The sequence below is a fragment of the Mucilaginibacter sp. P5_A4 genome, from assembly GCF_056400605.1.
The window spans coordinates 93,861-113,882 of the sequence record NZ_JBFUKX010000014.1; the positions used below are offsets into that span (position 1 = coordinate 93,861).

18 protein-coding genes and 1 tRNA gene are annotated in these 20,022 nt (G+C 41.4%); 6 read left to right on the forward strand and 13 right to left on the reverse strand.

Translation table 11 applies throughout. The annotated features are described in order from the left end of the window. The first annotated feature begins 158 nt into the window (after positions 1 to 158). Entirely contained in the window at positions 159 to 2,045 is a 1,887-nt protein-coding gene (locus AC1DQW_RS11130) for a S9 family peptidase (protein WP_477454151.1), read from the forward strand. 63 nt (positions 2,046 to 2,108) lie between these two features. Here AC1DQW_RS11130 and AC1DQW_RS11135 read toward each other — a convergent pair whose 3' ends face one another. From AC1DQW_RS11135 to AC1DQW_RS11190, 12 genes are all read right to left on the reverse strand, one after another. Next, the gene (locus tag AC1DQW_RS11135) at positions 2,109 to 2,408 is read right to left on the reverse strand and encodes a type II toxin-antitoxin system RelE/ParE family toxin (RefSeq protein ID WP_477402908.1); all 300 of its coding nucleotides are present in this window, start codon (positions 2,406 to 2,408) and stop codon (positions 2,109 to 2,111) included. Continuing rightward, positions 2,395 to 2,622 carry a hypothetical protein gene (locus AC1DQW_RS11140; RefSeq protein WP_477420238.1) on the reverse strand — a complete coding sequence of 76 codons (228 nt, stop codon included), beginning with the start codon at positions 2,620 to 2,622 and terminating at the stop codon, positions 2,395 to 2,397. Before AC1DQW_RS11140 ends, AC1DQW_RS11135 begins: the two co-directional genes overlap by 14 nt. A 138-nt stretch (positions 2,623 to 2,760) precedes the next feature. Continuing rightward, positions 2,761 to 3,651 (reverse strand): polysaccharide deacetylase family protein, encoded by an 891-nt coding sequence (locus tag AC1DQW_RS11145; protein WP_477402904.1) that lies wholly within the window; start codon positions 3,649 to 3,651, stop codon positions 2,761 to 2,763. 188 nt (positions 3,652 to 3,839) lie between these two features. Beyond that, complete coding sequence (locus AC1DQW_RS11150; protein ID WP_477454152.1) at positions 3,840 to 5,066, reverse strand: Gfo/Idh/MocA family protein; 1,227 nt, start codon at positions 5,064 to 5,066, stop codon at positions 3,840 to 3,842. Between the two features lie 37 nt (positions 5,067 to 5,103). Beyond that, complete coding sequence (ruvB, locus tag AC1DQW_RS11155) at positions 5,104 to 6,126, reverse strand: Holliday junction branch migration DNA helicase RuvB (RefSeq protein WP_477420233.1); 1,023 nt, start codon at positions 6,124 to 6,126, stop codon at positions 5,104 to 5,106. Positions 6,127 to 6,230: 104 nt separating this feature from the next. After that, positions 6,231 to 6,962 carry a polyprenol monophosphomannose synthase gene (locus AC1DQW_RS11160; RefSeq protein ID WP_477404912.1) on the reverse strand — a complete coding sequence of 244 codons (732 nt, stop codon included), beginning with the start codon at positions 6,960 to 6,962 and terminating at the stop codon, positions 6,231 to 6,233. A 49-nt stretch (positions 6,963 to 7,011) separates the two neighbouring features. Continuing rightward, the gene (locus AC1DQW_RS11165) at positions 7,012 to 8,511 is read right to left on the reverse strand and encodes a POT-type proton-dependent oligopeptide transporter (RefSeq protein ID WP_477454153.1); all 1,500 of its coding nucleotides are present in this window, start codon (positions 8,509 to 8,511) and stop codon (positions 7,012 to 7,014) included. Between the two features lie 130 nt (positions 8,512 to 8,641). Next, positions 8,642 to 9,568, reverse strand: coding sequence for a hypothetical protein (locus AC1DQW_RS11170; RefSeq protein WP_477454154.1), 927 nt, complete (start codon positions 9,566 to 9,568; stop codon positions 8,642 to 8,644). A gap of 101 nt (positions 9,569 to 9,669) precedes the next feature. Further along, the gene (locus AC1DQW_RS11175) at positions 9,670 to 10,848 is read right to left on the reverse strand and encodes an acetyl-CoA C-acyltransferase (protein WP_477454155.1); all 1,179 of its coding nucleotides are present in this window, start codon (positions 10,846 to 10,848) and stop codon (positions 9,670 to 9,672) included. 244 nt (positions 10,849 to 11,092) lie between these two features. Further along, positions 11,093 to 11,263, reverse strand: coding sequence for a type II toxin-antitoxin system antitoxin (locus tag AC1DQW_RS11180; RefSeq protein WP_477404922.1), 171 nt, complete (start codon positions 11,261 to 11,263; stop codon positions 11,093 to 11,095). Position 11,264: 1 nt separating this feature from the next. Further along, a complete protein-coding gene (locus AC1DQW_RS11185; protein ID WP_477454156.1) occupies positions 11,265 to 11,798 on the reverse strand; it encodes a hypothetical protein in 534 nt (177 codons plus the stop codon). A gap of 4 nt (positions 11,799 to 11,802) precedes the next feature. After that, positions 11,803 to 12,660, reverse strand: a complete 858-nt coding sequence (locus AC1DQW_RS11190; RefSeq protein ID WP_477454157.1) for an SPFH domain-containing protein — start codon at positions 12,658 to 12,660, stop codon at positions 11,803 to 11,805. 117 nt (positions 12,661 to 12,777) lie between these two features. Here AC1DQW_RS11190 and AC1DQW_RS11195 point away from each other — a divergent pair, with 117 nt between their 5' ends. The 3 genes from AC1DQW_RS11195 (at position 12,778) to AC1DQW_RS11205 (ending at position 15,628) form a co-directional block, all read left to right on the forward strand. Next, entirely contained in the window at positions 12,778 to 14,847 is a 2,070-nt protein-coding gene (locus AC1DQW_RS11195) for an HD family phosphohydrolase (protein WP_477454158.1), read from the forward strand. 84 nt (positions 14,848 to 14,931) lie between these two features. Continuing rightward, positions 14,932 to 15,018 (forward strand) — tRNA-Ser (locus tag AC1DQW_RS11200). Positions 15,019 to 15,268: 250 nt separating this feature from the next. Further along, positions 15,269 to 15,628, forward strand: a complete 360-nt coding sequence (locus AC1DQW_RS11205) for an Arm DNA-binding domain-containing protein (RefSeq protein WP_477454159.1) — start codon at positions 15,269 to 15,271, stop codon at positions 15,626 to 15,628. A gap of 88 nt (positions 15,629 to 15,716) precedes the next feature. Here AC1DQW_RS11205 and AC1DQW_RS11210 read toward each other — a convergent pair whose 3' ends face one another. Beyond that, on the reverse strand, positions 15,717 to 15,842 hold the full coding sequence (locus AC1DQW_RS11210) for a DUF5712 family protein (protein WP_477454175.1): 126 nt from the start codon (positions 15,840 to 15,842) through the stop codon (positions 15,717 to 15,719). A gap of 538 nt (positions 15,843 to 16,380) precedes the next feature. Here AC1DQW_RS11210 and AC1DQW_RS11215 point away from each other — a divergent pair. Together AC1DQW_RS11215 and AC1DQW_RS11220 are read left to right on the forward strand one after the other, a co-directional pair. Beyond that, positions 16,381 to 17,004 (forward strand): TetR/AcrR family transcriptional regulator, encoded by a 624-nt coding sequence (locus AC1DQW_RS11215; protein WP_477454160.1) that lies wholly within the window; start codon positions 16,381 to 16,383, stop codon positions 17,002 to 17,004. Between the two features lie 135 nt (positions 17,005 to 17,139). After that, complete coding sequence (locus tag AC1DQW_RS11220; protein ID WP_477454161.1) at positions 17,140 to 20,022, forward strand: TonB-dependent receptor; 2,883 nt, start codon at positions 17,140 to 17,142, stop codon at positions 20,020 to 20,022.

Consider the following 20,022-nt stretch of genomic DNA (forward strand, 5'->3'; position numbering starts at 1 on the left):
AGACCTTTTAATATTTTAGCCCGTTATGTGAATAGCGGGTTTTTTTATGTCCTGTTCCGAGATGAAATATTGAGGCTGTTTATTTAAACTATGAATTGAGTAAAGTTCCTTTTGGTTTTCAAATATTTTGGCATAACTTGCTGAAAATTAAACCTAAAATGAAATACCTATCCTTAATTGCACTGGCTATTTTATTTAGCGCGTGCAGCAGTCCCGATAAGCCCACTGCAGTAAAATTATACTCCATTGAGCAATTGTATAACAATAAAGCGATAAATGGGGCCGGTTTTAATGCCGACGAAACGAAGGTGCTGGTTGATGATAACAGCACAGGGATATTTAATGTATACGCCATAAATATTGCCGATACCGCCTCAAAACCACTTACGCACTCTGTGAAAGATTCATACTTTTCAATAGGGTATGTACCGGGTACCAATAACTTTTTATACAGTGCAGATCAGGGAGGTAACGAAAATAGCCACATCTACCTGCAAAAGGCCGATGGATCAGCGGTGAAAGATCTTACACCCTGGCTCAATACCGCGAATGGTACCAATGGATGGAGTGCCGATAAAAAGTTCCTGTACATTGTCAGCAATAAACGCGATCCTAAATTCAACGACATTTACAAACTCGATGTAAATACCTGGAAGGACGAACTCCTTTATCAAAACGACGGCGGGTATTCGCCCGGCCCGGTTTCAAAGTCGGAGCGGTACGTCGCCCTTACCAAGTCTATCACTACCGATAAAAATGAGCTTTATATTTACGACAGGACAACAAAAGCAGTCAAAAAAATAAGCAACGATAATGAAGCTACCTGGTATCCGGCCGCGTTTACCAAAGGCGATTCGAGTCTTTACTACATTACCAACGATGGCAACGAGTTTAGTTACCTGGTAAAATACAACCTGAATTCAGGAGCAAGGTTAAAAGTTTATTCAACCAACTGGGATGTGGTTGGGATGGAACTTAGCGACCTGGGGAAATATTATACCGTGTATGTAAATGCAGACGGCAAAACTAAAGTGTTGTTGTTTGATAATAATACCGGCAAACAACTGGATTTTCCGGAAGTGAAGGATGGGGAAGTAAAATCGGCGACGTTTTCACTCAGCGAAAAAAATATGATGCTTACAGTAGGAAGCAGCGTTAGTCCCAACAATCTCTATGTTTATAATTTCGAGAAAAAGGAATTAAAGCCAATTACACGTACGCTTAACCCGGCAGTAAGTACTGATGACCTGATATCGGCCGAAGTGGTGCACTTTAAATCTTTTGATGGATTGGAGATCCCTGCCATTTACTACAAACCCAAAAATGCAACCAAAAATCACCCGGTACCTGCTATACTTTTAATACATGGTGGTCCGGGCGGGCAAAGTAATACCGGCTTTAGCAATCAAGTTCAGTTCCTGGTAAATCATGGCTATGCTGTACTGGCGGTAAATAACCGGGGCAGTAGCGGTTATGGCAAAACCTTTTATAAGCTTGATAACAAAGACCACAGCAATGGCGACCTGAAAGATTGCATCTGGGGCAAAAAATGGCTACAGCAACAGGCCTATATTGATACTGCAAAAATTGGCATTATGGGCGGCAGCTATGGCGGGTGCATGGTATTGGCTGCACTGGCCTTTCACCCCAATGAGTTTAAAGTGGGTGTCGACCTGTTTGGTGTGGCCAATTGGATGCGTACGCTAAAAAGTATCCCCCCTTATTGGGAAGCCGAGCGTAAGGCCTTATATAATGAGTTAGGCGATCCATACAGTGCCGATAGTGTACACCTTAAAAAGATCTCGCCGCTGTTCCATTACCAAACCATCAATAAGCCACTAATTGTTTTTCAGGGGATGAATGATGTACGGGTATTGCCTATAGAAAGTAAAGAAATTGTAGATGGCGTTAAAAAGAACGGCGTGCCGGTTGAGTATATTACCTATCCCAATGAAGGCCATGGTTTCCAGAAAAAAGAAAACCTGGTAACTACTGCCAATAAAATACTTGCGTTTTTGGATAAGTATTTGATGGAGAAGAAGTAAGAGAAAAACGTATCGCTAAAATAAAAAAGGTTTCATACTGAGACCTTTTTTATTTTAGCATATTTATTTGGTTTCAAAACGTTCCGGATCTCTTTTGGTATGAAAAATTGATGTGATAAATATAGTGGATAGTTGCTCATCATACCAGTAAACAATGATGTATGGAAATTTTCTTACCGGTACAAAACGTAGATCTGATTGATACCTTTTTGCATAGAGTTTAGGATTCAGATCAATAGAATGAATGATAATTTTAATTTCTCTTCTAAAATTTGCCGAAAGGCCTCTTTGCTGTTTTTCGTACCATTCGCAAGCATCAATCAACTCAAGTTCGGCACGTTTTAGAAGTTTAATTGTAGGCACGGTTCAGATCTTCTTCTATGTCTGTCCAGTTTCGGGCAGTGGTTTTTCCATCCAAAAAGTCCTGCCTGGTTTGCAGCAGATCCTTCATTTCATCTTCAGAAAAGGTGTGATCATTATCTGAATCAATATGATAGCTTAAACCAAACCTGTTTAGTATCTCTTGCAAAACAGGCAGATCTTTTTCGTTTTGAATATTTACTGTAAGCGTGGTCATAAACAAATTTACTAAAGATAAATTTCAAAATGTTGGAATTTGAAATATTTATTGATTCATTATCAAAATAAAAACGGCCTTTCTCTACAAAAGAAAAGCCGTTTAATATGTTGATTAGCCCCTACAAGGAGTTGGGTATTAGAAACTATTTCTTACGCTATTGCTGAAAGTTTTGGTTGTCCAATATCCGCTATCCAATATACGGCGTACCGTCATTAAAGGGTAATCGGGGTCGCGCTTATCAGCCAGTTGGAAAGCTATTTTAAAGCCTTTTTTCTGGATCTCGGGTAAAACCGGTTTTTTCCATATCCCAAAAGGATAGGCAAAATATTCTATTTTTTTACCGGTAATTTCTTCAAGTTTTTTGGTCGGCTTATCTATTTGGGTAACCCAGTCGTCAACAGGTCTGGTAGTTATTTTGCCGTTTTTTCCGATGATCTTCAGTTCAGAATTATGCGAGTATTTGTCAACCCTGTGATGGTCCCAGGTATGGCTTGCAATTACATTGCCCTCGTCAGATAGTTTTTTAACCATATCAGGTGTCATGTAATGCGGGCGGCCTAATGATACCGTCATCACAAAATAAACAGCTTTAAAACCGTATTTTTTTAACGTAGGGTTAGCTATTGTGAACTGATCAAGATCTGTATCATCAAAAGTAAGCATAATAGGCTTTTTGGGCAGGGGAGCCCCGGTTGTGAGATAAGCATATAGCTGATCGGGCAGTATAGTATGGTACCCACTATCGGCCAGCATTTTAATATGTTCTTTAAAGGCGGCTATCTGTACAATATAGTCTTTGGCATTTTTTGAATCAGTAGGTTTCCAATCGCGTATTTGGTGGTAACAAACAACAGGTACCTGTTTGCGGGCCATAATGGCGGCTTTATCCGCCGGTTTGCCAGCGACTGTTGCTGCTGCGGCAGTACCTGTAGCAGGTGTTCCTGCTGTTTTATCGGTAGGTTTACTCTGGCAAGACATTGTGCCCAAAGCACATACTGCTAACCATACAAAAGCTTGTTTAATCATAGTAAAATGATATTTTTTTAATTAATTCAACAACGGCGAAATTAGGATATAATATATGGAAGGTGATAATTATTTTGTTTTTTTTAATAGAGGCAAAATATTGGAATCAAAGGGCAACAGTGAAATATTACATAGAGGGCGAAGGGGCTCATTGCTCATTTTGTCTCTTGAGTTAATATCTTGCTCTTTTACAAAATTATCCGCTTACCATCCCTGATCGATCTTTTGGCAGCATCCAGTATCTGCATCACAATCATATTATATCTTAATGAGGAACGGTCATTACGGGATTTGATGGGGTTTTTAAGCGCTGCTGTAAAATAGGGCACCGGTGCATCGGCCGGCGAAGGCAATGCCGGGGCCTTAAAGCTGCGAACGTCATTATTGATCCTTACTTCAAGGCTGTCTTTATCAAAGGTGTGGATATATCCTTTAGCGCCAAATACTTCCATATCTTTTATGCTGAAAGGCCAGTTCCAGGAGGCTTCTATCAGTCCTGTGGCATTCGGATATTCCACAATAATGGTGGCATCATCTTCTACTTTAGGATATACTGATGGCTTGTAGTGTTTGGCTACCGCGGTAACCGCTATAGGCCTTTGTCCCTGCATTAGCCAGGTCATCATATCGGCGCCGTAACAACCAAAATCGTTAAGTGCACCCGCGCCGTTAAGCAAAGGATCTGTAAGCCAGCTTAAAAAATCTTCGCTGCAGCCAATTTCCCGCGGTCCCTGGTGTCCGTCATGAAACACCATTTTGCGGATCATGCCCACACTGTCGGTTTTGATAGTATTATAAGCGCTTTGTACCGATGGATACCAGGTAGTTTCATAATTGGTAAGCAGGTTGATATAGTACTTGAGTGCCAAAAACTCCATACGTTTAGCCTGTTCAAGCGTGGCGGCCAAAGGTTTTTCAACCATTACCGAAATACCCATAGGGGCACAGGTTTCCACAATATCAACATGTTTGGCAACAGCGTTGTAACCCAGTACAATAACTGGTTTACGGGCCACACACATGGTTTTCAGGTCTTCAAAAAATAAGGAATCGGGTACGCCGTATATTTTGCCAAACTTTGCCCACAGTTTTTTATCGGGTTCGGCAATGCCTACAATGTTTACATTACCATTGCGGTATTCGTTTAATATCAGGTGGATATGATCGTGGTTTAACCCGGCGATGCCCACTTTTGGCCCGGTGGCTATTTTTCTCACCGGGACGGTATCCTTTTTTATTATAACGGTGTCCTTTCTGAGCTTTTTTGCGGTGTCTGCCGGTAATGCCTCTGGTTTGGTTGGCGCCATTGGCGAAGTGGGGGTAGGTATTGTTGTTTGAGCCTTAGTTATTGCCGCGAAACTTATAAAAGCCAGCACGAAGAATAATTTAAGACCTTGTTTTAGTTTTGTTTTCATGGTAGTATAGTAGATAGCTGATGTAATATTGGTTTGATTAAAATAAGGAAGGATTGCCTCCCAGTTTTATTTTCCCCAAATGTTTATAAGCACTCTCGGTTGCCTCCCGGCCACGGGCGGTACGCATTAAAAAGCCCTCTTGTATTAAAAACGGTTCATATACCTCTTCAATTGTGCCCTCATCTTCGCCCACGGCAGTAGCAATGGTTTTTAGGCCTACCGGACCACCTTTGAATTTGTCGATAATGGTGGTCAATATCTTATTGTCCATTTCATCAAGTCCGTGCTCATCAACATTAAGGGCGTTAAGTGCATATTTGGCAATGGCGGTATCAATATTGCCATCGCCTTTTATCTGGGCAAAATCCCGGGTACGGCGTAACAAGGCATTGGCAATACGTGGGGTACCACGGCTACGACGGGCAATTTCATAAGCACCCTCATCTGTTATTGGGGTTTTAAGTATAGATGACGACCGCAGCACAATGGTAGTAAGCAGTTTGGCATCATAATACTCCAAACGGGCATTAATGCCAAACCTGGCTCTCAGCGGGGCTGTAAGCAGGCCCGAGCGGGTGGTAGCGCCAACCAATGTAAATGGGTTAAGCGAGATTTGTACCGAACGGGCGTTGGGGCCGCTCTCCAGCATAATATCTATCTTAAAGTCTTCCATGGCCGAATACAGGTATTCCTCCACCAGTGGACTTAAACGGTGAATCTCGTCAATAAAAAGGATATCGCCCGTTTCCAGGTTGGTAAGCAGGCCTGCAAGGTCACCGGGTTTATCCAATACGGGGCCCGATGTTATCTTGATGCCCACACTCATTTCGTTGGCTATAATGTAAGATAGGGTGGTTTTACCCAAGCCGGGAGGGCCATGCAGCAGTACATGGTCAAGCGCTTCGCCACGCTGGCGGGCAGCCTGTACAAATATTTTTAAGTTGGCCAATATTTTATGCTGACCGGTAAAATCTTCAAACTGCTGCGGACGTAAAACTTTTTCAATATCACGTTCGGCATTACTGAGACGTTCCGGCGCCGGATCAAGATGCTCATTCATTACCAACGAAATTAGTTTTTTTAATTAGATTTGAGATGTGAGATTTGAGATATGAGACAGATTTTTTACATTTCATCTCAAATCTAATATCTCACATCTCATATCTATCCTTCGGGATACTTTCTGAAAATACTATTAATCTTCATCTGGATCACTCCAAAAAATGCTTCCTTGAAAATTCCGGTTGACATTTTGGAGGTACCCGCCGTGCGGTCGGTAAATATAATAGGGACCTCTGTTAACTTAAAGCCATGTTTAATAGTAGTGTACTTCATTTCAATCTGGAAGGCATAACCTACAAATTTTATCTTATCCAGGTTTATGGTTTCCAGTACTTTACGCTTATAGCACATAAAACCAGCTGTAGAATCGGCCACGTCAATCCCTGTAATAAACCGTACATATACCGATGCAAAATAGCTCATCAGTACCCGGCTCATAGGCCAGTTAACCACATTTACGCCACTGCTATAGCGCGAGCCTATTGTTGCGTCGGCGCCGTCAATGCAGGCCTGTCTTAATCTTAACAGGTCATCCGGATTGTGTGAAAAATCGCAATCCATTTCAAAAATATAGTCATAATGATGTTCAATGGACCATTCAAAACCACGGATGTAGGCTGTTCCCAGGCCCTGTTTACCGGCCCGCTCTATTAAAAAAAGCTGCTCAGGATAAACATTCATCAGGTTTTTAACAATGACATTGGTGCCATCCGGCGACCCGTCATCAATAATAAGTAAATGAAAATCATGCGGAAGGGAAAATACTTTACGGATCATCCGTTCTATATTTTCCTTTTCGTTATAGGTAGGTATAATAACAATACTGTCTGGCACGTATTAATTTTGATGTTTAATGAAATAAAACACAAAACAACGATTTTTATTATACAATTGGGTTATCCGGATGAATTGGAACTACTTTATTATCCTGAATATCTAATCCCTTAGCTAATACATCATCTACCAGGTAAGCCTTTTCTCTTAATCTTGGACTAACAAAAAGGAAGATCACAAAAAATCCAAGACAAATACCTACAAAAAGCCAAAAGAATGATGCACCTGTATACCGTGCAAAATAACCATGGTTGGCAATGCTGTTGTTTACCACCGTATTAAAAAATGAACCCACTGAATACGTGAAATACCAGATAGCTGTCATGGTGCTTTTCATAGATACGGGTGATTGGGTGTAAGCATATTCTAACCCAACAAGTGAAACCAATACTTCGCCTGCTGATAATATTACATAGGCCAGTATTTGCCACCAAACAGATGGGTGCAGGCCTTTATCAACTTTTTCTTGTAGCAGAGCGATGATAACGAAACTAAATGCTGTAACCAATAGCCCAAAACCTATTTTACGGAGCGGGGTTAATTTTAATCCAAGCTTTTCGGCCAAAGGGTATAAAAGGAAATTGAAAAGAGGGATCATCACCAGCAAAAACACAGCATTAACGGTTTGTATTTGTGATGGTAAAATATGCCAGCCAAAAACGCCCAGGCTCAGGTTAAGCTGTGTTGATTGCAGTACCCACTCGGCACTGTTCATATCCCATAGCGACCAAAATATAGGAATAAAAGCGAACACCGCCATTATGCGCCAAACTGCTTTGATGCCATCTACTTTTTCAAAACCATATTTATCTTCGGCATAAGCCCAGGCGGCTTTGCCCGCTTCTTTTTTCCTAAAGCTCCATAGCATCGCATAAAAGCTTACCGATACAAAATTTGCTTTATTGATGCCTTTTGCTGGTAGTTTTACATAGCTTTTACTGCCCGAGAAGAAGATTACAGTAGCAAGCGCCATTAATATACCCGGTACGCCAAACGCCCATGATGCGCCAAATTTATCGTAAATTAAAGGGATCAGGAATAAGCTAACCATGGAGCCCGCATTGATACTGAAATAAAACCAGCTGTAAATAGTGCTCATGAGGTGCTGGTTACTATGATCAAACTGATCGCCAACGTTGGCAGATACACATGATTTTATAGCACCTGCCGAGAAGGCTATAATAATTAAGCCGGTTTGGAAGCCGGCCAGGCTGGTATCAAACATTGATAACAGGAAATGGCCTATGGTGTAAATAAGCGAACCTATCAGGATAACCCGGTATTTGCCAAAAAACCAGTCGGCCAGGATAGCACCAAGCAGAGGGGTAGCATACACCAGGGTTGAAAACATGTGATTGATGCTATTTGAATGTGCATTTGCTTCAACAGAGTTTTCATGACTGAAAAACTGGTGAACCAAAAAAACAGCGAGGATGCTCCGCATTCCGTAAAAGCTAAAACGTTCTGCAAACTCATTGCCTATAATGAACGGTACTGCTCTTGGAATTTTACCTATTGACCTGGACTGTGCTGCTGTTTTTTCCTGCATTAGTTATGAATATAAAATTTGGGCCTAAATTAGTATAAATCTTTTAAATCAGAATTTAATACCGAAAGTGTTACAAATTATGTATGAATTGTTTTGATTATTAAACGCTAACGTAGGTTTAATTCTAAAATTAATGTGATGTTGGAACAAGTTTCTTGTCTTTCAAAGCTTGTTTTTTAGGGTCGATGTATTCCTTATCGGGGGTATTGCTGGCATTATCATGAACATTGCGCATATCCAGCTGCTCAACATAAACCCAACGGCCGTTCTTTAATTTATAACCGTCATAAGTAAGGTCGGGGCCAAAAGTTTCAGGCTTATCTTTTTGCTTGGCATCAGGGGGAGCCAGGTGATCAAATATGATAAGATTTTGCTCCGGCACATACCTTAACAGCATGGAGGCTTGTCGGGCGTATTCAAATATCACTCTTTTACGGCTTTTGCCATTGCCGTCAAAAACCGGCATGCCAAATACAGGCCCGGCATCATTAAATGATAGTACATCAATAACCCTTTTGTTTGATTTTACAGTATTACCTTTCCAGCCTATTAAAACATAATACGTTTTTTGAGCATAAACCGGTATTATTTTATAATACTGTGCCCCATACCATTTATGACTGTCGGTAACAGAGTCTTCGGGGTTTTTTAGCAGTGGTGAATAATCCTCAAGGGGATACATTTTTAAAAACCCACCGGTATTCATTTGCACAGTACCATAAAAGCGGTAACTGCCATCCTGGTTCATGATAGACCAGCTTAAGATCCGGAAACGATTGTCGGGCGAGTTAATGATGCTGATAGCTTTTAACGAATCAAAATGGTAAAGGAAGGAATTGGGTATTTTTAAAGCACTCACCATTGTTTTAATAAACTTGTAATTGGCGTTTTTACGTTCCAGATCGTTTTCATTGTTAATGAAAGTTTTACCCAGGGTTTTAAGTGTATCCTCGTAAAGCTTTAACTGTTTAATGCGTGCGCTCTCATCTGAGTGCTGAGCATAGGTATGTAAACAAAGCAGGAGGGATAGGAGGGATACAAAAAGCTTTTTTATCACTTGTTGGTAGTGGTTTTAGTTATAAAAGTAATAATTTATTGTTAATGCATATAGGCTGTACATTATTGCGAGAAGCAATAACGTACAGCCTAAGTTTATCACTAACGTAAATTTTCGACAACCATTGCGCTGGCTCCGCCTCCGCCGTTACAAATTCCGGCTGCGCCAAATTTGCCCTGGTTTTGCTGTAACACATGTACTAAGGTTACAATGATACGTGCCCCCGAAGCACCTAATGGATGCCCCAATGCTACAGCGCCGCCATTAACATTCACTTTTGCCGGATCGAGCTTTAAAAGCTGGTTATTGGCGATTGCCACTACCGAGAAAGCCTCGTTGATCTCGAAGAAATCAATTTGGTCTGCTGATAAACCAGCCCTGTGCAGGGCCAGCGGAATTGCTTTTGATGGCGCTGTGGTAAACCACTCGGGCGCCTGTTGTGCATCGGCATACGATACAATGCGGGCCAGGGGAGTAATGCCCAACTCATCAGCTTTTTCACGGGTCATTAATACCAAAGCCGCTGCTCCATCATTTAAGGTTGATGCATTGGCTGCGGTTACCGTACCATCTTTTTTAAATACAGGTTTTAAAGTAGGGATCTTATCAAATTTAACCGTATTGGGCTCCTCATCATCAGCAAATAAGTTGACGTCGCCTTTTTTGTCTTTAAGTTCAACAGGGGTAATCTCATTCCTGAACTTACCGTTGGCCTGGGCTTTTTGTGCCCGGTTATATGATTCTATGGCGAAGGCATCCTGCTCTTCCCGGCTTATGTTGCAATCCACGGCGCAAAGCTCGGCGGCAGAGCCCATGTGGTAATCGTTATAAACATCCCATAAGCCATCTTTCACTAATCCGTCGATGATCTGTCCGTTCCCTAATCTGTAACCGTTACGGGCTTTATCAAGGTAGTAGGGAACATTGCTCATGCTTTCCATCCCGCCGGCAACCACGATATCGTTTTGACCAAGGGCGATACTTTGGGCAGCCAGCATAATAGCTTTCATGCCCGATGCGCAAACCTTATTAACAGTTGTAGCAGGTAAGTAAGGTAAACCAGCAAATATGGCTGCCTGTGTAGCCGGTGCCTGCCCTAAATTGGCCGACATTACGTTACCCATATAAACTTCCTGGATTTGACCGGGTTTTAAGCCCGCCTTTTCAACAGCCGATTTGATAACCTGCGCACCGAGCTGTGCGGCGCTTATTGCGGCTAAGCTGCCTCCGAAACTGCCTATTGGTGTGCGGGTAGCGGCTACTATTACTACTTCTTTCATGTGTCCCTCATTAAATTGGTGAGGCAAATTTAGTTATTTTGAAGAGAGTAAAAAGCTATGCGTGCATAATAATTAGTCCATGGTCAATAGTTTATAGACCATGGATAATGGTAAGCATGGATTATTTTTATCAACGATGGACTTTGGTCCATCAACTTGGCCCATGGTCCATCGTTCATAGACGATGGTAAGCACGGGGTATTTTTTGGCTATGGACTATGATCCATCGACTATGGACAACAAATCATTCTGTTCCTTTTTTCTTCTTCGCACTTTTTTTACGTGTAAGCAAAGCCTGCTGCATCAGGTATTCTATTTGCCCGTTGGTGCTCCTGAATTCTTCGGCGGCCCAGGCTTCCAGTTCCTTTAATACATCAGGATTAATGCGTAATACAAATGCTTTTTTCTCAGCCATATCAACTCCCCGCCGCAGCTGCGGCCTGTGCCTGTTTTATTAAAATTAAATTTACCCCCAGCAAGGCAAGTAAGGGCAGGTCGGGTATGCTTTTCAACTTGTCCAGGTTAACCGATATCTCAAATGGTTTTTTAAAGCCCCACATTAGGGTTTTTACATCCAGTATATCGCCGTATTGGTCGCTGGTTAAACTAAAAGTGCGGGTAAATATTTTTTTGTTTAGGTACATTGCTTCAAAGCCATTATTCATGCTCAGTTTTACCTTGCGCGATAATATTTCGGGAGTAACAATGCCTATTTCCATACCATCATGGTCATGGATCAATAACGACCGGTTAAAAATTCCCTTGCGTTTAATGATCCATTTTTTTTGTGCCGTCTCCAGTATCGTAGTGGTTTTCCATAAATTGGCATAGCTTAGTTTGCCATAGCTAAACTGACCATCGGTCAACTCAAAGCCGGGCCGGAAAAATCCATTCCTTGTGATGGAGAGCTCGCTGGTGCGCAGCTGATCAAAGCTTCTAAACTGGTTCATACTATTAATGATATAAAGTGCCTGTATTTACAACCGGACTAACACTTCTGTCGCCGCATAGTACTACCAATAGGTTGCTCACCATGGCAGCTTTACGTTCTTCATCAAGCTCTACTATATTTTTTTCGGATAGTTTGTTCAGTGCCATTTCAACCATACCTACGGCGCCTTCAACTATCAGCCTGCGGGCAGCAATAATGGCCGATGCCTGTTGTACCTGCAGCATGGAGTGTGCAATCTCCGGCGCATAAGCCAGGTGCGAGATTCTTGCCTCCAAAACCTCGATACCGGCACGGTCGAGCCTTTCATTAAGTTCCTTCTCCAATAAAAGACTTACATGCTCAGCACCCCCGCGCAGGGTGATTGTAGCTGTTTCATCCTCCAGGTTATCATAAGGGAATGAGTTGGCCAGGTGCCTAACAGCTGCTTCGCTTTGTATGTTCACGTACTGTATGTAATTTTCAACCGCAAAAACCGCGCTGGCGGTATCTTTTATCTGCCATACAATTACAGCTGCAATTTCAATTGGGTTACCAATACTGTCGTTCACCTTTAGTTGCTGGCCGTTAAGATTAAATGCCCTTAATGAAACTTTTCTTTTTACAGTGAAAGGGTTCACCCAAAAAAATCCGTCTTTTTTTACCGTACCTACATATTTACCAAAAAGCGTAAGCACTTTTGATTCATTTGGGTTTACAATAACCAAACCGGGTAGTATAAAAACAAGGCTCAGTATGCCTAATATGGAGCCTATCGGTTCTTCGCCAATAAATAAGCAAACAGCGGCTACTGCCAGTACAACAAACAGCAAGGCAAAAGCCATAAAGCCAGAGGGCGGGTTGATGATTTTTTCGGAATCCATGATGATTTAAATTGATTTTAAAATGATATCACAAAGATATCATAATTGATTTGATAAAAGCAAGAAAAAGTCCATATAACAGAAACTTATATTAATTTTGAGCGGTTAATTAAACAAATGGCAAAGCTATCCACCTCGCGGCAAAAGGCCTTAATGCGTAAATACGCCCGTAATGTTAAGTTTTTGATGATGCTGGTCAGCATCAGCCTTATCGTTTTCTTTTTGCCCAAGCAGGCAAAATTTAGCTATGAGTACGAAAAAGGGCGTATATGGAACCAGAAGGACCTGGTATCACCCTATAATTTTGCTATATTAAAAACCGCGCAGGAAATTGATAACGAAAAGAAAACTGCTTACGAAAGTATCACTCCTGTATACCAGCTTGATGCAGCCACTGAAGGTCAGCAGATAGAGGGTTTTAAAAGCGACCTTGAAATAAAATGGCATAATGCCGGCATCAATGATCGCTTTAAATCAAAATATACAGAGGTTGGTGTCGCTCTATTAAAAGAAGTGTACGATACCGGTATTTTAAAACTGAACGATAAATACCTGCAGCACGCCAATAATTATCCGGTTACTATTTTAAACAAAAATGTAGCCACCGATAAAAATACCAATGCGCTGTTCACCAAAGAAAAAGCTTTAACGTATTGTGATAAAATACTAAACAAACGTACCGATATAGATAAGGCTTTTATGCTTGATTTGCTGCAGAACAGGATCCAGAGCAATTTAAACTATGACGATAACCTTACCCTACGCCTTGAAAAAGAGGTTTACGATGGGCTTTCCATAACCCGTGGCATGGTACAAAAGGGAGATGTAATAGTTTATAAAGGATCGGTTATTAATGATGATGTTTACCAGAAATTAGAATCGTATAAAAAGGCTTTTGAAAACAATGCCCGGGTAAACGGTAACCATACACTGGTATTACTGGGGCAGTTTTTCCTGGTATCTATAGCCATATCGCTGCTAATGATATTCCTATACCTTTTCCGTAAGGATATTTATGCCGATAACCGACTGGTGGGTTTAATATTGCTGGTTATTACGGCTATGCTGGCAACTTTATCGGCAGCCATAAAGCTGCAGTTTCCGGCAAACCTGTATTATATCCCTTATTGTATTGTGCCAATTATCATCCGTATTTTGTTTGATACACGTTTGGCGCTTAATATTCACTTGCTGGTGGTACTAATAGCCGGCTTTTTTGTTCCCAACAGCTTTGAGTTTGCTTATTACGAGATCACGGCCGGGATGGTGTCTATTTACAGTATTAAAAACCTTATCCGCCGCGAGCAGTTCCTGATCTCGGCTGCCATTATCATCTTTACCTATTTTGCAGCTTTCCTGGGCATCACTTTTATCAGGGAGGGAACATTTTGGGATATCGATTGGATGGATTTTCTGCCTTTTGTGGTGAGCGTGCTGCTTACTCTGCTGGCCTACCCGATGATCTACATATTCGAGAAGATCTTTGCACTTACATCAGATATTACGCTCATTGAGCTTACCAATACCAATGCGCCATTATTGCGCGAACTGGCCTTCACGGCTCCCGGCACTTTCCAGCACTCGTTGCAGGTGGCAAATTTGGCCGAGAATGCTATTTACACCATTGGTGGGAATGCTTTACTGGTTAGGGCAGGAGCATTGTATCATGATATTGGTAAAATGGAAAATCCACTGTTTTTTATTGAAAACCAAAGTTCGGGCTTTAACCCACATGATAAGCTGCCATATGAAGAGAGCGCACAGGTGATCATCAGGCATGTTAGTAAGGGGATTGAAATGGCACGCAAAGCCAACCTGCCCGAAGTTATTATTGATTTTATCCGTACCCACCATGGCAATACCCGGGTTGACTATTTTTATCAGTCGTCGTTGAAGAATTTTCCCGAGAAATTCATCAATGAAAACATTTTTAGGTACCCCGGACCGATCCCTTTTTCAAAAGAAGCAGGTGTTTTGATGCTTGCCGACTCGGTTGAAGCAGCCTCGCGCTCATTAAAAGAGCCAGATGAAGAATCAATAAGTGTTTTGGTTGATAGGATAGTAAAATACAAATTAGATCAGAACCAGTTGAAAGACAGTAATATAACTTTGAAAGATATTGAAACTATTAAAACTATTTTTAAGCGGATGCTGATGAGTATCTACCATGTGCGAATAGATTATTAGAAATCGAACTTTTTTTTTGACGGGAATATTGAATTGCTATATTTGCAATCCCGAAAAAAGGGAATCTATTTAAAAAAAACACTCGGTGAGGTGCCTGAGAGGCCGAAAGGATCAGTTTGCTAAACTGACGTACGGGAAACTGTACCGAGGGTTCGAATCCCTCCCTCACCGCTGATAGAATAGTCAAAAAACACCAAAAGCCTGTAAATTATATATTTACAGGCTTTTTTGTTGCCATGAGTTAACCAAAACATACACGAATTCGCAAAGAAAATGAGCGACATCCATGGCGTCTTTTTTAGTCGAAAAAAAGACGCCACGTAAACGGTGTAATTAACTGATTTACAAGATGTTAAATCATTAAACATCTTGACTTTTTACCGCTGCATTTCGATATTTATTCACTTAAAAATCTATCGTCATGTTAGAAAAAAGTTTAGGCTTAATGTTTTTTTTAAAACAACCAAGGAATTACGAGGGTGGAGAAATGTATATCTACCTTAAGATTACTGTAGATGGATTTTCCAAAGACCTTTCGGTAAAACGTTCCTGGCTTCCTTCCAGATGGAATTCAAAAGGGAACCGTGCCATCGGTAATAAAGAAGATGCAAAAGCACTTAATGAGTTCCTTGATGTTATGCAAAATAAAGCATACGATGCCAGGAAGCATTTGATCGACCGAGGTAAAGTGGTAACAGCTTTAGCAATAGTAGAATTGTTATCTGGGATTAGCGAAAATGGATGTTGCTTTCATTATTCGAAGTGCATAACAAAGACTTAAAGAAAATGATTGGTAAACGAGTCGCTAGAGGAACTTATACTAATTTTAACACATTCTATAAACACACCTGCAAATTTATTAGGGACATCTATAAAGTTGAAGATATCAATATTCGCTCACCCCGTTTGGCAAGTCCCTGCTTTACTTCTTCATCCTTATGGGTATAATAACGGTGATTTTCCAGCTTGCCAAAGTATAATATAGACGCTACCAGACGGCTTTAGGCCTTTATAGAATTTGATCCTGGTGGTGATGATGTCATAAACATGATTAAAAAAGCTTCTACCTGGCCGGCGTTCCTTTGCAAGTAGTGATTTAATTGGTGATTGTAAAACGGGGCATATTCATCTTCCCTGATTTTATAGATCTTATACACAAAGAAATTTAAACCGAAAATCCTGTCTGTAAATATCGGCCAGCCGATACTCTAAACTGCTCAACTTTTTTACTTATAAATCTACTGGGATGAATCAGATCCATCTAAACAGATTTAGGTTCTTAAATTTCGGATGGGTTGATCAGTCAGTGGTCAATACGTTTTCAACCAGTCTTTGCCTGCCGCACGATATGCCAAATGATGATTCACCTTGATTGAACAGCATTTTTAAATAAAGGTGCAACTTAAAATTCTCTTCAGATTAAAAGCCAAATAAGTTTAAAGAAAAACCACGGAAAATTTGTTTTTATAAATATTTTCCATTTACTTTGTTGGAAAATATTTCACTAAAAATATTTTCCAACCAATTATAATCATGAAAACCGAAATTCTTGAAGTTTCACTTCGGCAATTCCTGCAATACGGAATCCGGGACACCTCCATTCAAAAGATTGTGGATGGCCTCGGCATTTCAACCAAAACGTTTTATAAATACTTTAAAAACAAAGAGGAACTTTTAGCTGATGCTCTGGAGCTGTTCTTTAACCAGCAGTATCAGGATTTCAAGAAATTAAAAGTAGCTCAAAATGCCGCTGCGCGCTTTTTTGATATCTGGTTAACATCTATTGACGTTTCGTACCGGGTTAACAAAATTTTCTTCCATGACCTGTATTACTATTATCCGGACTTAGCCGCTAAGAGCAATGCGACCAACAGCGGAAGGTTTACGCCGGAGTTCTTAAATGTTATTAACCGGGGTATTCAGGAGGGGCTTTTCAGAAAGGATATTGTACCCGATGTTGTCCTTGAAAGCATTTTTGTATTGTATACCGCTGTTGTCCGTGAAGAGCATTTTAAGAGATTTGACCTGGCGCCTTATGATTTGCTGCTAAACACCATCACCTTGGCTGTCAGAGGTATTTGTACCCCTCAGGGAATTATTGCGCTTGATGAGCAGATCAGTATAAGAAGTATACAGGCTACAAATAAAGAATCATAAAAGAGTATTCACTTAAACCGATAATATGGATAAATAAACACTCAAAAAAATACCGGTAATGCGGCAAACATTACCGGTGATATTTTTAATCAACCAAATAACCGATTATTTTATTAATTAAAATTCCCTAAAATTATGAAAAAAACGCTTACTCACAAACGTGTTTGGTGTGAACTCGCGAAAAAAATACTGGTGCAGGCGGTATTCTTAATGTTCTGCTGTATTCCGGTATTCGCCCAGCAACAGGTAAAAGGTACAGTTGCTGATGAGAAAGGCAATCCACTGCCCGGGGTGACCATCCATGTAAAAGATGGAAAAAGCAGTACGACTACGGACTCCAAAGGAGTGTTCACCATTTCAGTGCCTTCCTCTTCTTCTGTATTAGTATTTTCTATGGTCGGATTTAAGAGCGCTGAACAAACCGTTAAAATCGGTAGCTCGATGACTATAACGCTTATAGATAACGTAAGTGAGCTGCAGCAGGTTATTGTAACCGGTGTATTTGATTCAAGGAAACGGCTCGATGCGTCTATCGCGATCTCAACAATCAGCGCTCAGCAAATAAAGATACAGACGCCCCAAAGTGCGGCCGAATTATTAAAAAATGTTCCCGGCGTTTATGTCAATTCATCTGCCGGTGAAATCCGTAACCAGGTTGCCGTCAGGGGTACACCCACCTCAAACGATGTTTCAATCGGTTATTTCTATGTTTCCATGCAGGAAGACGGCTTACCCGTTACCAATTTTACCGGGGCTAATTATGGCCCGGATTATTTTCTGCGTGCGGACGCCACAACTGCAAGGGTGGAAGCTGTTCGTGGCGGATCAGCTTCAATTACTGGTTCTGATGCTCCTGGCGGACTTTTTAACTACACGTCTAAAACAGGCGGCAATAAATTCGCGGGCGAAGCAATAATTAAATATGGCCTGGAAGGAAATTCTAATCCCTATTACCGTGCCGATCTCAATATCGGGGGGCCATTAAATAAAAAGGGCGATCTGACTTATGACGTGGGTGGTTTTTACCGCTACAGCGACGGGGCAAGATATGCAGGCTACCCCCTGAATAAAGGTGGACAGTTAAAATTCAACGTGGTTAAAAAGTACGGTACCGGACGTATCAAACTTTATGGTAAGTTTCTGGATGATAAGAATGGCTATTTTGACTTTCTTCCTTTTACAAGCTATACCAACCCACGACCGGCTGCAGATTTTTCCAACAACGTTACTTTGGCCGGCCCGTCAAGTCAAACGCTGGATTTTAAGTATACCAGCGATGGCAATGTTAACCAGTTTAGGCCATCCAACCTCATTCATAACCTTGACAGGGCAATTGGGCTTGAATATCAGCAAAACCTCGGGAGTAATTGGTCGATCACGAATAATTTTAAATACAGCAATAAGGAAGCAACGTGGAACGCTGCAGCGCCTCTGGGCATCCTTTCTGCTGATGGCGTACTCTTTTATGGATTGCAGGGCTTAGCCGGAAAATTCGGAACCTATAATTTTACAGATCTGACCACCGGGCAAAAAATGCTCACGGTAGTACAGTCTCCGAACATCTCGCCGACAGGTCAGTTTTTGGGCATCAATTTCATCAAGACCTATAATCAGCTTCCTAACGGTCAGGTGCAATCGGCCCCTGTTTTGTTTGAATTAGCCAATGCGCTCCATAATAAAGTTAAGGAGGTAATGGAACAGTTCAGTGTTCGCAAAGTGGTTGGGAAAACAACTTTCAACGCAGGTGTTTATATCGGCCATTCCAACATCAGCTTTGTAAAAGGTTATGCAGGACAGTCCTTTACTACCCTTGAGGATAAGCCGCATCCTTTGGGTTTAACCTACACCAACTTTTCGGGAGCGGTTACACAGGTAACTGATGCAAACGGCTTTACCGCTTACGGCACGGGATATGGCAATAGTATTATTACGAATAATAGATTTGACGCTTTCTTTGGCCAATCATCGCCGCTAACAGACCGCCTTACGCTTGATTATGGTTTCCGGTATAACTATAATCAATTTACCGGATCCTCCAATAATGCGGTAATTGATGCCAACGCCACTGCAGCAGGCGGTTATGATAAAAACTTACTCACCTATTATGATAATAACGTTTACGTAAGCAATACGCCGTTTCATATTAACAAAACAGTAAAAAGCTTGTCTTATTCGGCAGCATTAAATTATAAGTTTTCCGAAGAGCAAGCAATCTATATACGTTACTCCGAGGGCCGCAAAGCGCCCGATCTCCAATCGGTGACAGCAGTAAGCTCCCAGGCACAGGCAGATGCGGTATCATTTATCCCGATCCACGTAGTGCAGGCCGAACTGGGATATAAGGTTCAGAAAGGGGGATTCACCGGATATTTTACACCATTTTACAGTGACATCTCTAATAAACCGACCTTCGACTATACACAGGATGTACAAGTTAATACCTACTACTACACAAAGGCCGTGTTTAGTGAACAACGCACGATTGGCGTGGAAATGGAAAGTGTTTTTAACATAGGTAGTCATATCAATGTCCGCGGCGCTGTTACACTGCAACATGCAACTTCGGTGGTAGAAAGACACTGGAATGTGGGCAAACCAGGGCCTGCTGATGACCAGGTAGCAGAAACCCGCGGCGGAAAAGTAGGGCTGACACCTGCTGTATTGACAAGCATAACCCCTTCCTATAGGTTAAACAGGTTCATGACTTCTCTCGGGTGGAGGTATGTCGGCTCCTCGGCTGCGAATGCTGCAGATGCATTTGAAATACCCGGATACAGCACCTTCAATTACCAGGCAGGATATCAGATTTCGTCCAGACTATATGTGAATTTAAATATTAATAATGTGTTTAATTCTACTGGTGTTACAGGTTGGTATGCTCCGGGAGGATTCCCCAATAACTTATCGCCCGAGGCTTTAACGAAAGCTCAGGTTGCCGCCAATCCGAATGCAACTTATGGGGCAAGGCCAACGCAACCCAGATCATACTTCCTGAGTCTTTCCTATAATTTTAACTAA